This is a genomic window from Pantoea sp. YU22, from assembly GCF_003970755.1.
Classification (GTDB): domain Bacteria; phylum Pseudomonadota; class Gammaproteobacteria; order Enterobacterales; family Enterobacteriaceae; genus Pantoea; species Pantoea piersonii.
Map to the genome: position 1 here is coordinate 95,869 of NZ_RYDU01000006.1, position 14,820 is coordinate 110,688.

Here is a 14,820-nt window from a genome sequence, read left to right on the forward strand (position 1 = left end):
TTCCGCGACTGACAAACAGTTTGACGCTATAACGCGTTACTTCACGGAACCGGGCGCAGCGGAAGGGTTTTACATCATTGAATCCCCTTAAGCGAAAAAAATCCGGAAACGGCATCGTTTCCGGATTCCTGTATTGCTCAAGGTTGGTTTAACCGATCCTTTACCGAGTCGGTAAGCAGCCTTAAAAGCGCCTCTTTACATCAAAAGCTCTGCCACTCCGCCTCGTTAATCACCGCTACGCGCTGCGGCGCAGGGGATCGACGCGACGGCTGAACCGCTGGTGTGCGCGGCGCGGCGACCTCCGCATCGTTACCGACGCGGAACTTGCCGACCAGCTCAGTCAGCGCGCTGGCCTGCTCCTGCAGCGACTGCGAGGCCGCAGAAGCCTCTTCGACCAGCGCGGCGTTCTGCTGGGTTACATCATCCATCTGGTTCACCGCCTGGTGTACCTGCGCAATGCCCTGGCTCTGTTCGACCGCTGCGGCGGCGATCTCGCCGACTAAATCGCTTACCTGACGAATCGCATCTTTCATCACGTCCATATTGCGGCCGACGTCGCTTGCCTGCGCAGCGCCCGCTTCCGTCAGCTGATGAGAGGCTTCAATCAGCGCTTTAATCTCATGGGCGGCGGTGGTTGAACGCTGCGACAGGTTTCTCACCTCACCCGCCACCACGGCGAAACCTTTACCGTGTTCCCCTGCGCGCGCCGCTTCTACCGCCGCATTCAGCGCCAGAATATTGGTCTGGAACGCGATGCCTTCAATCATGGAAACGATCTCGTTTACCTTGCGCGAGCTGCCGCGGATGTTATCCATCGTCGCCAGCATCGTGGTCAGCGACTCGCCGCTCTTCTCAGAGAGGCTGCTGGCGTTGGCCGCCAGCTGACTCGCCTGACGCGTATTGTCCGCGGTCTGGCGCACGGTTTCGCTCAGTTCAGTCATGCTGGCCGCCGTCTGCTCCAGCGACGCCGCCTGCTGCTCAGTGCGCGAAGAGAGATCTTCATTGCCAGCGGAGATTTGCACCGAGGCGCTGCTGACCGACTGCGACGCCTGGTTGACCGAGACGAGCGCCGAGGCGACACGCTGCATCAGATGGTTAAAGGCGCGCGCCATATTGCCAATTTCATCGCGACGGCTCTCATCGGCATTCAGCGTCAGGTCAAGGTTTTCGCTGGCGCTCGCCATCACCTTGCCCATTGCCGACAGGCTGCGGCGAATGCGCAAAATAGTGAAGATCGAAAAGAGGCCGAACAGCACCACAGTGGCGATAACGCCGCCGATGGTGGCCCACAAGACGGTTTTAAACAGGCCGCGGTTGGTATCACGCAGCTGGTTGCTGATGTCGATATTCAGCGTCAGCTGTTTCTGGTAATCGGCAATCATGTCGCGGATAGCCGCGCCGACGCCATCACTCCCCTCAATCAACCCCACGCTCACCGCATTCTGATGCGCATGTGAGGCGGCGAGAAACGCAGGCAGCCGATCGTTAATGGCACGCAGGTGTTCATAGGCGAGATTACTCAGCCGCTTATCCTCATCGTTGGAAATATCGTTCGCCATGTAGTAATCGATCTGCGATTTGAGCAGCGCCAGCTGCGCAGTGATCGTCTTTTCCACATCGGCAAACTTCGCGTCGTCGGTCTGGATCTGATGCTTGTAGAGCGTCAGCGCCAGCTGATTACTCTCATCAATCATTTTCCCGACATCTTTAATTGAGGGAATGGCGTTAGCCTGGACATATTCAAAGCGATCCTGAAAACCGGACAGCAGAGAGATAGCCAGTATGGCCTGTAAAATAATCGCGCCAAACAGCAGCGAGAATGCCAACAGCAGGCGTTGGGTGATGTTCATCCTGGTCTCCATAAGGTAAGCGCCCCTGACCTTATGCGTTCAGGCAGGGTTTAGCTTCCTTATAATCGGCAACAATCTGGCTTTAATTAATTAAATTACCCCGCTTCGCTTACTGCCTTTGTAAGCATTTCGTAAGGATTCACACAAAATTATTTAAGGTTTAAGTAATGCTGCCGATAACGGATGTTAGCGACTATTACCAAAAGGAAGTGATATGGCAGGCGTTTCTACATTAGGCATTGGCTCTGGACTTAAGCTAAGCGACATACTGGACAAACTCACTAGCGCGGAAAAACAAGTACTTGCCCCTGTTTCAAAGCAGCAGTCCGCTGCGACCGCCAGGCTCTCCGCCTACGGCACGCTGAAAACCGCCGTACAGGCTTTTCAGACCGCTAACAGCAAACTGCAGGAGGCGGGCCTTTACACGCAAACCACGACGTCAAGCAGCTCGACCGCCTTTAGCGCCGACTCAGACGGCGGCGCGGTGGCCGGTAAGTACAGCATCAGCGTGACGCAGCTGGCGCAGGCGCAAACCCTGACCAGCGCGGCGAAAGGCGATATCAAAACGCCGGTGGGCAATGATGCGGCAAGCCGCACGCTGAAGATCCTGTCGGAGGACGGGAAAGAGACCAGCATCACCCTGACGCAAGATCAAACCTCGCTGACCGCGCTGCGCGATACCATCAACAAGGCGAACGCCGGCGTCAGCGCCAGCATTATTCGCGTATCGGACGCCAGCTATCGCCTGTCGATGACCTCTACCCAGACCGGTACCGGCCATGCGGTGAAGGCGATTAGCGTGGAAGGCGACGATGCGCTGCAGGATTTTATCGGTTTCGGCCCGGCGGCGAGCGCCAGCGGCATGCAGCAGAATGTGGCGGCGCAAAACGCCAGCCTGACCATCAATAACGTCCATATCGAGAGCAGCAGCAACGTTATCAGCGACGCCGTTGAGGGCATCACCCTGAAGCTGCACGACGTCACCAGCGGCAACCAGACCCTGAGCGTCGTCAGCGACACCGCAAAAGCCAAAACCGCCATTAGCGACTGGGTCAATGCTTACAACAGTCTGCAGGACACGATGACGACCCTGACCAAATATACGCCGGTCGATGCAGGCAAAGATCAGGATACGAAAAATGGCGCGCTGCTGGGCGACGGCACGTTACGCCTGATTCAGACGCAGCTGAAAGGCATTCTCGCCAACGGGTCCGGTTCCGCCACTTATAAAACCCTGTCGCAGACCGGCATTACTTCTGACCCTACTACCGGCAAGCTTAAACTGGATGCCGATAAGCTGGGCAATATGCTGTCGGTGAAGCCGGATGCGATGCGCGATATTTTCACCGGCGACGGTAAGAAAAGCGGTATCGCTACCGGTCTGGCAAACAGCATGACCGCCATTCTCAACAGCAAAGGGGCACTACAGAGCGCGACCGACAGCATCAGTAAGAAGCTGAATCAGCTGACCGATCAGTACAATCAGGCCAGCAAGAAAATCGACGCGACCATTGCGCGTTATAAAACGCAGTTCACCAACCTGGATAAGATGATGAGCGTACTGAACAATACCAGCTCCTATCTTACTCAACAGTTTGAAAACCTTTCTAAAAGCGATAAGTAACTGACGCTTGCGTCCGGCCCACGCAGCGGCCGGACCCCTTTATTGTCACAATTCATTCACGCCAGCGCTGTAGTCCAGCCCCTTTGCTGCCGATAACTGAGACGTGCATCTGGAACAGATTTTCTCGACTTTCTCTGGCGCGGCGACTACTTATGACTTCTTATGCTCTTCACCCTTACTCTGACGGACGCGCCCGCGGCCTGGTCAGAAAACCGATGATTATTATGCTGGTTCTGCTCGGCCTCTCTTTTTTCGCCGCGCTGACCGCGCTGCTTTGCGTCGCAGACGATCTGAATGATAAAGCGAATCATCGCAGCGGACTGTTGCTGGACAGAGCCTTCGCCAGCCGTGAAGAGAGCATGCGCTTTCACCTGAGCGATAACGCTGAATGGGGCGAAGCCTATAACAATCTGCACCGCACCCTTAACCTCGAATGGGCGTGGCAAAAACAGAATCTGGGCAGATCGCTGTTTAACACTTTCAGCTATGAGGGCGTATTCGTTATTACGCCCGGCGGCCAGACCCGTTACAGCGTGCTCAACGGCACGCTGCAGCAGGAAGATTTTCAGGCGTGGCTGGAGCAGGATCCCCTTAACGCCCTGAAGCAGCGCCTGCAGCAGAGCGACGGAAAGGCAATATCCTGCCTGGTACGCTCTCACGGTCAGGTTGCGCTGGTCGGCGCCGCCTGGATCACCACCGGCGGCGATCGTAGCGTTGCGGAAGTCGCCGGGCCGCCCTCGGTGATGATTTTTGTCGATCGCCTGACGCCTGCGAAGCTGCAGAGCCTGGGCGCGGAGTATGGTATTCAAAAGCTCAGCTATACCGACGCGCCTGCCAGCGACGCAGAGGAAGGTGACCGCTATGGCATCCCCGCGCTGGGCGGCGCAGTCACGCTAAAGTGGCAAAGCGATAATCCCGGCGGCGCGCTGCTCACCTGGCTGCTGCCGCTGCTGGTGCTGATGATGTGCGCCACCTTTTTTTCCGCCGCTATGCTCATGCGCAGCGCGCTGCGCAAGGCGCGCAACAGCGACGTCAGCACCTTTCTGCTGGAGCAGAGCCAGCAGGCGCTTGCCGCCAGCGAACAGCGCTTTCGTGACGTGGCGGAGAGCACCACCGACTGGATCTGGGAAGCGGATGCGCAGCTGCGCTTTACCTGGATTTCCGGACGCTTTCCCGCCGTTACCGGCTACCACAGCCAGGACTGGCTGCAACAGCCGCTGCACGCCTTTTTGCTCGATGATGACGACCTACTGGATCGCCTGACGCAGCGGGAGCAGCCCGGCGAGCCGCTGACGCTCTTGCGCTGTCGTTACCGATCTGCGCAGCAGCATATTCGCTTCTGCAATCTGACGCTGCGGCCCGTGACGCTGGCGCAGGGCAAAGAGGGGTATCGCGGCACCGCTACCGACGTCACGCTGGAGGTTGAGGCGGAAGCGCGCGTCCGCTATCTCTCGCAGTTCGATGAGCTGACCGGCTTGCCCAACCGCGCGCAGATGAACGCCTGCCTGGCGGGCAAGCTCAACGGCGCGCTGCAAAGCGACAGACCGCTGGCGGTGATTATGATCGACCTGGACAAATTTAAGCCGGTTAACGATCTCTACGGCCATGCCGCAGGCGACAGCGTGCTGCATGAAGTCTCGGCGCGCTTCAACGCCTGCCTGAAAGATGCCGGCATGACCGCCCGTCTCGGCGGCGATGAGTTTGTCATGCTCGTCTCTGACATCCCTACCCGCGAAGAGATTAGCGATCTTTGCAGCCGCATCATTACTCAAATCAATCAGCCCTTCGCCATTAACGGCGGCGAGGTCTTTATCGGCGCCAGTCTGGGCGTCGCGCTGGCGCCGCAGGATGGCACCAACCCCGGCGATCTGCTGCGCTATGCGGATATCGCGCTCTATAAGGCGAAAAACACCGGACGCAATAACTGGGTCTTTTACCAGCGCGACATGGGAGAGAAGATCGTGCAGCGTCGCGAGATGGAGCGTGAGCTGCGTGAAGCGATCCACAGCGATCAGCTGCGGCTCGCCTGGCAGCCGCGCTACGATGTGCGCACCGCGCGCGTTACCGCCGTCGAGGCGCTGGTGCGCTGGCACCACAAGCAGCACGGCGTGCTGATGCCCGATCAGTTTATTCCGCTGGCGGAGGAGACCGGGCTGATCAGCGCGCTGAGCGACTGGGTGCTGCTGCGGGCCTGCGAAGATACGCACCGCGAGCTGCCAGGACTGGCGGTATCAGTTAACCTCTCCGCAGTGGAATTCAGCGATAAGGGTTTGCCGAGGCGCATCCGCGCCGCGCTGGATGCCACGGGGCTGCCGAGCAGCCGCCTGGAGATCGAGGTCACGGAGAGCGCCATGCTGCAAGACCCCGAAACCACCCTTGAGATTATGCAGGCGATCAAGGCGCTGGGCGTGAAGTTTCTGATCGACGATTTCGGCACCGGCTATGCCTCGCTGAACTATCTGCGCACCTTTCCGTTCGACGGCATCAAGATTGATAAATCGTTTATCTTTCCGCTTAACGATTCCTCGCAGGCGCGAAAGATAGTCCAGAACATGGTAGGGCTTGGCAAAGCCTATTCGCTGAGCATCACCGCGGAAGGCGTCGAAACCGCCTGTCAGATGGAGCAGCTCAAGGAGATGGAGTGCGACGGCCTGCAGGGCTATTACATCGGAAAACCTCAGCCGCTGGCGCAAATTGCTGAAACCTACTGCGCCACGTCGTCCTCCTCTTAACGCTTAAGCGCAACGCCTCGCCTGGTTGCGCCCGCTATGTTTCGCCAGATAGAGCGCCTCGTCCGCCTGCTCGATCAGCGCCTGCGGCTCCGGGCGGTCTTTTTCCGGCAGAAAAGTGGCGCATCCCGCGCTCAGGGTGACATGGGCGGCGATGGAAGAGGAGTCATGCGGAATATTACGCGCGCTGACCGCCTCCACAGCCGCGCTGGCGATATTTAACGCATCCGGTCCCGTCGCGCCCGGCAAAATAATGGCGAACTCTTCGCCGCCATATCTCGCCACCTTGTCGGTACTGCGCAGCGGCAGCGCTTTCAGCGCGCTGGCGACCGCCTTCAGACAGGCATCGCCAGCAACATGGCCGTAGGTGTCGTTGTAACGTTTGAAATAGTCGATATCCATCAGGATGAGCGACACCTGCTGATTTTTTTCCGCCGCGTCGAGCAGGCTTTGCTGTAAAAACAGATCGAACTGGCGGCGGTTCGCCAGCCCGGTCAGGCCGTCGGCGTGCGCCAGGTTTTCCAGCGAAAGATTAGCCGCCGTCAGCTCGTCGCGCAGGCGAGTCAGCTCCTGCTGATAGCGCAGACTGCGTCTCGCCTGACCAAGAATATAAGCGCCAAGCAGCATAATCCCCGCCAGCAGCGCCAGATCGAACAGTACATATTCAACCTGCCCTTTAAGCCACTTTTTCAGCAGGTCGTGTTTATCGTAGCCTGCCGCCACCACCAGCCCATAGCGCTCGGCGCGGGCAAAACCGAAAATACGCGCCTTGCCGTCCAGCGCCGCCCGCCACTGGCCGCTTCCCTTATCCGAGCTGGAGAGCATGGCCTGAAAAAGATGGCTGGATGAGAGGTTTTTGCCAATAAAGCTGTCGGGCATCGGCCTCGCATAGAGCACCGTGCTGTCCGCCAGCATCAGCACCAGAACATCCTGCGGGCCCAGCTCATAGTAACTGTAGTAGTGACGAAAATAGTCGACCCGAATGGTGGCGAGCAAAATGCCGTTGAAGCCGCCAGAAAGGTCATTGACGCGCAGCGATACCGGTATCACCAGCTCGCCGGTGCTGCGGCTGCGCAGCACCGGTCCGATATGCACGCTGTCACGCGGATTCATGCGGTGAAAGTGGAAATATTCGCGGTCGGCGTTATTAATTCCTTTGGGGATGTGCGCCGCAGAAGTGGCGAGCCATTTTCCATCGGCGCTGTAGTAAAAGAGACCGTGTAGCTGCGGTAGTCGGCTCGCCAGCTCCTGCATGGTATGGCTGAGTGCGGCGTTGTCGACGCCAGTCGCCATCTGGCTCATCAGCTGATGCTGCACCTGACGTAATGACAGCTCCGTCTGCAATATGGTGTCATCCGCCTGGCGCGCCTGGGATACAGAAAGGTTTTCCGCCATCTGTTCAGCCTGAATAATGGTATCGCGCCAGGCTTCACGCATTGTCCAGAGGTTAAGCCCGATAACCGCCAGCGTGAGCACCAGCCCGGCCAGCGCGATGCTTCTGGGCAGCGAGCGATTTAACGCTATCGCTCGATCGCTTCTCCTTTTCAGTTTCATGTCCCGCCTCTCTGAAATACTTCTGATAAGTTAAGCATACAGAAGCCTTAACGCGCAGTAAGCAGAGCGGGCTTCTGCGGGTCGGCGGCGAGGGCGCGGCGCATCACTTCCGTAAGATCAAAATCAACAGCTTAAATAAAATATTCACATTTCATCTCGTTACTCGCTAAGTCGCTAATTCCAAAGGACACCTGCACCCGAAAAAGCCAAACGGTAAGTAAAACAATATTTTATGCTGTATTAATTTCGCGGCGACAGGTTCAGACTGGATATTCATCCACTGTGCGAAGCGGTGGCTATTCGCTCTCCGTTCAAGGACAGCATATGACCTACTCATCTGAAACCATCTGCGCGATATCGGGAGCCGCTCTTCTTAATCTGAAGCGCTGGTACCGTAGCGGATTCATTAATAAATATGTATCCGGTAACGAATGGTCTGAGGCGCAGCTTCAGGACGTGCTGGATATGACACGTCTTACCAGCCAGGGTGCCACCATCCGCGAGATCAGAGCCGCGCAGGAGACCGAGCGCCCGTTGCGTACCGGCGGCTGGGCGGCGCGGCGCGGCGATATGCTCTGGCAGCTGGAATATGGCAGCGAGCAGTCGCTGAACGTATTACTGCGCAAGCTCGCCAGTAACTTTACCGGCGACGATTTCGTGTTACAGCTTCTGCTGCCGCTCAATCAGTGGCTGCGCGACGACGTGCGCGCTGGCGCAGGCCGACGCAGAGAGCGCTTTCACCGCCTGATTGTCGCCCATGCGGGCAGCGCGATGCGTAACGCTACGCGCACCGCCGCCGTCCCGCTGCTGCTGGAAAGCCTGAGCGAACAAAATAAAACCGAGATCTGGCTGGAGGCGATCAGACTGAGCCGCCAGGGTTTCTGCGTCGAAGTCCGGCACTTTAGCGCCGTCCATCAGCCCGCCTCTTCTCATCAGCATCATCTTTTATGGTGTGGCGCAGGCCTGACGGAGCTGATGCATCAGCACTATATGACGTATCTGGATAAAGGCCATCCGGTATTGCTCTGCGGCCCCGATCGCCGAGTCCACCATCTCTTTCCGCAAGTGCCCGCGGTCGCCTGAGCGGCCGCCTTCCCTCTTTTACCTGCCGTTATCTTCAGACGCTGAATCAGGCTGTAACGATTACACTTACTGAGTCCCTTTCACCAGGAGGTTATTATGTCTCAGGTTCCCCTTCGCTATCGTCTTGGCGATGATGAGGTCGGCCGTGTGGGTTATGGCGCGATGCAGCTAGCGGGTCCCGGCGTCTTTGGCCCGCCCAAAGACGAGGCGCGTGCGCTACAGGTGCTGCGCGATGCCATCGCGGCAGGCGTTCGTCATATCGACACCAGCGATTTTTACGGCCCGCATCTGACCAATCAGCTGATCAAAAAGGCGCTGCATCCCTATCCTGAAGATCTGATTATCGTTACCAAAGTTGGCGCGCGACGCGATGAAAAAGGGGGCTGGCTACCCGCGTTTTCTCCCGACGAGCTGGTTAGCGCGGTAGAAGACAACCTGCGCAATCTCGATCTCGGCGTGCTTGAAGTCGTGAATTTGCGCAGCATGATCAACCCACAAAAACCGGCCGAAGGCTCGCTGACGCCGCAGCTTAACGCACTGATTGAATTAAAAGAGCAAGGGGTGATCCGCCATATCGGGCTGAGCAACGTCACCGCGCGTCAGGTGGAAGAGGCGCAACAGCTGACTGAGATCGCCTGCGTGCAGAATCTCTATAATCTTGCTAATCGCGAGGATGATGCCCTTATCGACAAGCTCGCCGCACAAGGCATTCCCTATGTGCCCTTCTTTCCGCTCGGCGGCTTCACGCCGTTGCAGTCTACTCAACTGACCCAGGTGGCGCAGCAGCTTAACGCTACGCCGATGCAGGTGGCGCTTGCCTGGCTGCTGCAACGTTCGCCCAATATTCTGCTGATCCCCGGCACCTCGTCGCCTGAGCATTTGCGGGAGAATCTGGCGGCGGCGCAGCTAACGCTGCCCGACGATGCGCTGGAAATACTTAATGGTATAGGTAAAAAATAGGCCGCTTGCGCGGCCTTTTTATTGTTACCGTAGCGCGCCTGAGGTCTCGACAGGCGCTTCGCACAGCTCCAGCTCGACCGGAATGCTCTTATAAGCGGGGATACCGCTCTCGGTATCATGGCTGTCGAGCGGCACCATCACGTTGGCTTCCGGGTAGTAAGCCGCAACCGAACCAGGGGCCATGTCATACACCACCACGGTAAGGTTATCGAGCCGCCGCCCGGTGCGGTTGCCCTCAGGATCGAGCGCCACCATATTCACTTTATCGCCGACGCGGAACTGACGTTTTTCCGCTTCGTCCGCCGCCATAAACAGTACATCGCGACGGCCGGTCACGCCGCGATAGCGATCGTTAAGGCCATAGAGCGTAGTGTTGTACTGATCGTGGCTGCGCAGCGTCGTCAGCACCAGATCGTGGCACTTCAGCGAGCGCGGATCTTCATTGATCCCCTGCATCACCTTAAACTGCGCCTTGCCGCTCGGCGTCAGCCATTTACGCTGCGAGGCCGCCACCGGCAGGCGGAAGCCGCCCGGCGTCATGATGCGGTTGTTGAAATCGTCAAACCCAGGGATAACCGCCTCGATAGCGTCGCGGATAAAGCTGTAGTCGCCAATCATCTTATCCCAGTCGACGCGCGAGTTGCGCAGGGTGGCTTTCGCCAGCGAGGCGACCAGTGCCGGCTCCGATTTCAGATAGGGCGAGGCGGGCTTCAGCGTGCCGCGCGAGGCGTGCACCATCGACATAGAATCCTCTACCGTCACGCTCTGCTCACCAGACGCCTGGCGATCGATTTCGGTGCGCCCCAGCACCGGGAACAGATAGTTATGTTTGCCAAGCAGCAGATGCGAACGATTGAGCTTGGTTGCCATATGCACCACCAGGTCGAGCTTGCGCATCGCCTCGAACGTGACCTGCGGATCGGAGATCGCCTCCGCCAGGTTGCCGCCCAGACAGAGCAGCGCTTTGGCTTTGCCGTCGCGCATCGCCTGGATGGCGGCAACCGCGCCATGCCCATGCTTCTGCGGCGGTTTGAATCCAAAGACTTTTTCAATATTGTCCAGCATCCACTGCGGCGGGATTTCGGTGATGCCAACGGTACGATCGCCCTGAACGTTGGAGTGACCGCGTAACGGACAGATACCTGCGCCGCGCTTGCCGATATTGCCGCGCATCAGCAGCAGGTTAGCGATCTGCTGAACATTTTGCGTGCCGTACTGATGCTGGGTAATCCCCATGCCGTAACAGATGATGGTGTTTTCCGCGTCGGCGTAGAGATGCGCAATATTTTGAATCTCTTCAAGCTCCATGCCGGAGACTTTCAGGATATGCGACCAGTCGGTCGCCTCAAGGTCCGCTTTCAGCGCCTCAAAGCCTTCGGTATGTTCGCTGATGAAACTTTCATCCAGCACGCCCGGCTCACCCGCCGCCAGCGCCTTTTCATGCATCGCCAGCAGGCACTTCATGACGCCCTTCAGCATCGCGGCGTCGCCGCCGACGCGAACTTTATAATAGGTGGACGCCAGCTGCGTCGATCCCATCGACAGCATTTCGATCGGGCTTTGCGGCGAGGTAAAACGCTCAAGGCCGCGCTCGCGCAGCGGATTGATCGCCACGATCGTTTTGCCGCGTTTCGAAACGTCGCGCAGCGTTGCCAGCATGCGCGGATGGTTGGTGCCTGGGTTATGGCCGATACAGAGCACTAAATCGCAGTGATCGAAATCTTCCAGCTCGACGGTGCCTTTGCCCACGCCGATTGATTGCGGCAGCCCGACGCTGGTGGGTTCGTGACACATATTCGAGCAGTCGGGGAAGTTATTGGTGCCATATTCGCGCGCGAACAGCTGCCAGAGGAAGGCCGCTTCATTGGATGCGCGGCCCGAGGTATAGAATTCGACGCTGTCGGGATCGTCATAGCTTCGCAGCAGCGCGCCGATCTCGTTAAAGGCGGTTTCCCATTCAATGGGCTGGTAGGTATCGCTGGCCGCGTCATATTTCATCGGGTGCGTCAGTCGCCCCTCGCCTTCCAGTTCAAAGGCGTTGCGATGCCACAGCTCGCTGACGGTATGGGCAGCGAAAAATTCTGGCGTGGTGCGCTTGCTGGTCGCTTCCCAGGAAACCGCTTTGGCGCCGTTTTCGCAAAATTCAAATGAGGAGCGGTGCTGTGGGTCGGGCCAGGCGCAGCCCGGGCAATCGAATCCTTCCGGCTGGTTAACTTTAAAGAGCGCTATCACATCCTGCTTAACCGACATCTGACCGCGAATCGCATCCGCTACCGCTTTCAGCGCGCCCCAGCCCCCTGCCGAACCGCCATAAGGCGCAATACCAATATTTCTGTTTTGATGTTTCATATGACGTTGCTCTCCAGTGCTAAACCTTTTTAGCGTAGGCGAGCAGACTGCGACTGCGGCGGCGGCAAAGCTAAAGATGTTAAATTTTTTCTTTCAGGATGTTACCGCGTTTCGTATAACAGGCTTGCCGCAGGCCAGGTAGCCGATACGATAGAGGTCGCCCGGCACTACCGGCATCTCGCTGGCGAAATCGACCTGAAGCAATGACTGGCCCGAAATATCCCAGCCCACCAGCACCGCATCCAGATCCAATGCGGTCAGGTCGCTATAGGGTGCCACCGGCACAGGCCGCAGCGTGACAAAACGCGCATCACGCAGCGTCTCGATCGGCGGCGTTTTCATTCCCAGCCAGGTACGGATGGCTGGCCAGCCAAAATCCTGTGCCAGCCTGGCGAAACCGGGGCTTTGTAAAAACTGCATTATCCCGGCGGGATCGCGCCAGAGATAGAGCGGCGCGTAACGGTTCTCTTTTGCGCCCCAGTCGCGCCGCGCGTAGAGAAAAGCTTTAAATACCAGGCCGGGGAAGCCATCAAACTTCGCGCCGTTTTCAGCGATGCGCCGCTCAATAATGTCCATGTCGTAGTCTGCCGGCAGCGTGAAACGGTATTGCATCAAAATCATAGCGCCTCCTGGGAAAGCATTCTGCCGTTGCTGAAACTCCAGTCGCTCGCGGTGTTGAACTGGATGATCACCATGATGTCGTCAGGATCGATTTGCAGCTGCTGCGCCAGTCGCTGCGCCAGCGTGCGGCAGAAGGCGGACTTTTGCGCCGCCGAACGCGGCCTCCCGGCCAGCAGCGTAAAGAGGATGAAATCGTCGCTGCGCGTGCCGCTCAGATAGTGTCTGTCATAAATACGCTGCGCGGCGGGCAGCTTTTCCACAATCTGAAAGCGATCTTGTGCAGGAACATCGAAAGCCTCCACCAGCGTGTTATGCAAGATGTCTGAAATCAACGCGATGCGGGATGCGCTGACGTCCTCATGAAGCGTGATGCGGGTCAGCGGCATGGGCTTTCCTCCTCTGGCAATTCGTCCTTTGACAAATGGTGCAGCGCAGTCACGGCGGCAGGCCAGCCGGCATAGAAAGCCAGATGGGTAAAGGCCTCGCTCATTTCGCTACGGCTTATCCCGTTTTCTCCGGCGAAGCGGATATGCCAGGGAAGCTGTTTCTCGCGCCCCAGCGCAGCCAGACACGCCAGTGTAATCAGGCTGCGCTCGCGCGGCGTCAGAATGCCTCGCTGCCAGATATCGCCGAACAGCAGGTCTTGCGTGATTTCAGCCAGCTTTGGCGATACCTGCGTAAGAGTGTCTCGATCACGTGTTTTATTCATTGCCGCTCCTTATTTATTGTTCAGCGTCAGTGTCGCCTTCTGCTACTATCCTGAAAATCGAATTATTCAGAACCGTACATCCCGATTTTCAGGACGCTATGAACAAAATCCCGCTCTCTCTGGATATGGATGCGCTGCGCAGCTTCGTGGCGGGCATCGAATACGGCAGTTTCGCGCTGGCTGCCGAGCGGCTCTGCCGCTCAACTTCCGCCGTCAGCGCGCAGCTAAAAAAGCTGGAAATGCAGTGCGGCACCGGGCTGGTGGTGAAGCAAGGCCGCAAGCTCGCACTCACGCCCAGCGGCGAGATGTTGCTGAGCTATGCGCGCCGCCTGCTGGCGCTCAATGACGAAGCGCAGCGCGCCGTTCGCGGTGAAATGCTGCAAGGCGAACTGCGTATCGCTATGCAGGAGGATTTTGGGGAGTCTTTGATGCCAGGGCTGTTGAGTCAGCTGACTCGTCAGCATCCGGGACTCAGCATCACCGCGCGCATTGACCGCAACCGCGCGCTGCGCCAGGCGGCGACAGAGAAACAGGTGGATATCGCGCTGCTGTGGCAGCCTGAAGAGGCGCTCGCGGAGAGTGAATTTTTAGGAGAGTGTCCGCTGGTGTGGATCGCCTCGTCGCAGATGGAGGTAAAGGCGCTGCTGGCGAGCGGTGAACCTTTACCGCTGGTGATGTTTGATGCGCCCTGTCAGATGCGCACCCGCGCCATCGCCGCGCTGGATCGCGCCGGCATCGCGTGGCGCATCGTCTTTACCAGCCCGAGCCTCAGCGGTATCTGGGCGGCCGTTCAGGCTGGTCTGGGCATTACGCTGCGATCGCCCATCGGCCTGCCGCGTAATCTGCAGATCGTCGAGGCGCCTTTGCCTGCGGCGGGTCGTATCGGTATTACTTTGTGGCAAAACCACAGTCTGACTTCTGAAGCGCAACGTGTACTGCACGATTCCGTTTACGCCGCGCTGGTTCCTTCGCTGCTGCGTTAAAGTTTCCTCCCGCAAACAATTTGGTTTAAATATGTTTCCCGCACGTAAGGTTAAGCCTTTTATATAACTTAACCTTTGCGCAGCAGTTTAATTTACGTAGTGATAATTTTCAGCGGCTCTTTTGTTTATAACATCAACAAAAATGGCATTTAATTGCCTGTTTCTTCTTCGGTTACGCTTTTTTACCGTCGCTGAAAACCCGCTGAACGCTACGCCGTCACATCGCTTTAACACAGGCGTCATCAGGCTCGCGCATGCTTTCCCTGTTGGCGACGGCCTCAGAAACGATTGTTTTTAAATAAGCGCAAACACATCTAAACAAAATAAAAGATTGAGCCCGAATCGCAAAAGCTCTATA

The 14,820-nt window shown here is 57.7% G+C and carries 11 protein-coding genes; 5 read left to right on the forward strand and 6 right to left on the reverse strand.

Annotated elements, in window-relative coordinates; translation table 11 throughout:
• Positions 1–200 precede the first annotated feature (200 nt).
• Entirely contained in the window at positions 201–1,850 is a 1,650-nt protein-coding gene (locus EKL29_RS11045; protein ID WP_126689691.1) for a methyl-accepting chemotaxis protein, read from the reverse strand.
• Positions 1,851–2,064: 214 nt separating this feature from the next.
• Between EKL29_RS11045 and fliD the strand changes: the two genes are divergently transcribed.
• Complete coding sequence (gene fliD / locus EKL29_RS11050; RefSeq protein WP_120456358.1) at positions 2,065–3,474, forward strand: flagellar filament capping protein FliD; 1,410 nt, start codon at positions 2,065–2,067, stop codon at positions 3,472–3,474.
• A gap of 152 nt (positions 3,475–3,626) precedes the next feature.
• Entirely contained in the window at positions 3,627–6,206 is a 2,580-nt protein-coding gene (locus EKL29_RS11055) for an EAL domain-containing protein (protein ID WP_272867890.1), read from the forward strand.
• A gap of 3 nt (positions 6,207–6,209) precedes the next feature.
• Here EKL29_RS11055 and EKL29_RS11060 read toward each other — a convergent pair whose 3' ends face one another.
• A complete protein-coding gene (locus tag EKL29_RS11060; protein ID WP_126689692.1) occupies positions 6,210–7,757 on the reverse strand; it encodes a sensor domain-containing diguanylate cyclase in 1,548 nt (515 codons plus the stop codon).
• 324 nt (positions 7,758–8,081) lie between these two features.
• On the opposite strand from EKL29_RS11060, the gene EKL29_RS11065 reads away from it, so the two are divergent.
• Complete coding sequence (locus EKL29_RS11065; protein WP_120456361.1) at positions 8,082–8,840, forward strand: hypothetical protein; 759 nt, start codon at positions 8,082–8,084, stop codon at positions 8,838–8,840.
• A 96-nt stretch (positions 8,841–8,936) separates the two neighbouring features.
• Positions 8,937–9,800: an aldo/keto reductase family oxidoreductase gene (locus EKL29_RS11070; protein ID WP_126689693.1), complete on the forward strand. Its 864-nt coding sequence runs from the start codon at positions 8,937–8,939 to the stop codon at positions 9,798–9,800.
• Positions 9,801–9,824: 24 nt separating this feature from the next.
• Here EKL29_RS11070 and EKL29_RS11075 read toward each other — a convergent pair whose 3' ends face one another.
• The 4 genes from EKL29_RS11075 to EKL29_RS11090 form a co-directional block, all read right to left on the reverse strand.
• Positions 9,825–12,149 carry an FdhF/YdeP family oxidoreductase gene (locus EKL29_RS11075; protein WP_120456365.1) on the reverse strand — a complete coding sequence of 775 codons (2,325 nt, stop codon included), beginning with the start codon at positions 12,147–12,149 and terminating at the stop codon, positions 9,825–9,827.
• A 93-nt stretch (positions 12,150–12,242) separates the two neighbouring features.
• Positions 12,243–12,770 (reverse strand): DUF4865 family protein, encoded by a 528-nt coding sequence (locus tag EKL29_RS11080; protein ID WP_126689694.1) that lies wholly within the window; start codon positions 12,768–12,770, stop codon positions 12,243–12,245.
• Positions 12,767–13,156 carry a tautomerase family protein gene (locus tag EKL29_RS11085; RefSeq protein ID WP_126689695.1) on the reverse strand — a complete coding sequence of 130 codons (390 nt, stop codon included), beginning with the start codon at positions 13,154–13,156 and terminating at the stop codon, positions 12,767–12,769. The genes EKL29_RS11080 and EKL29_RS11085 overlap by 4 nt, the downstream gene beginning before the upstream one ends.
• Complete coding sequence (locus EKL29_RS11090; protein WP_120456369.1) at positions 13,147–13,479, reverse strand: carboxymuconolactone decarboxylase family protein; 333 nt, start codon at positions 13,477–13,479, stop codon at positions 13,147–13,149. Before EKL29_RS11090 ends, EKL29_RS11085 begins: the two co-directional genes overlap by 10 nt.
• 98 nt (positions 13,480–13,577) lie before the next feature.
• Here EKL29_RS11090 and EKL29_RS11095 point away from each other — a divergent pair, with 98 nt between their 5' ends.
• Positions 13,578–14,462 (forward strand): LysR substrate-binding domain-containing protein, encoded by an 885-nt coding sequence (locus tag EKL29_RS11095; RefSeq protein ID WP_120456371.1) that lies wholly within the window; start codon positions 13,578–13,580, stop codon positions 14,460–14,462.
• The last annotated feature ends 358 nt before the right edge of the window (positions 14,463–14,820 follow it).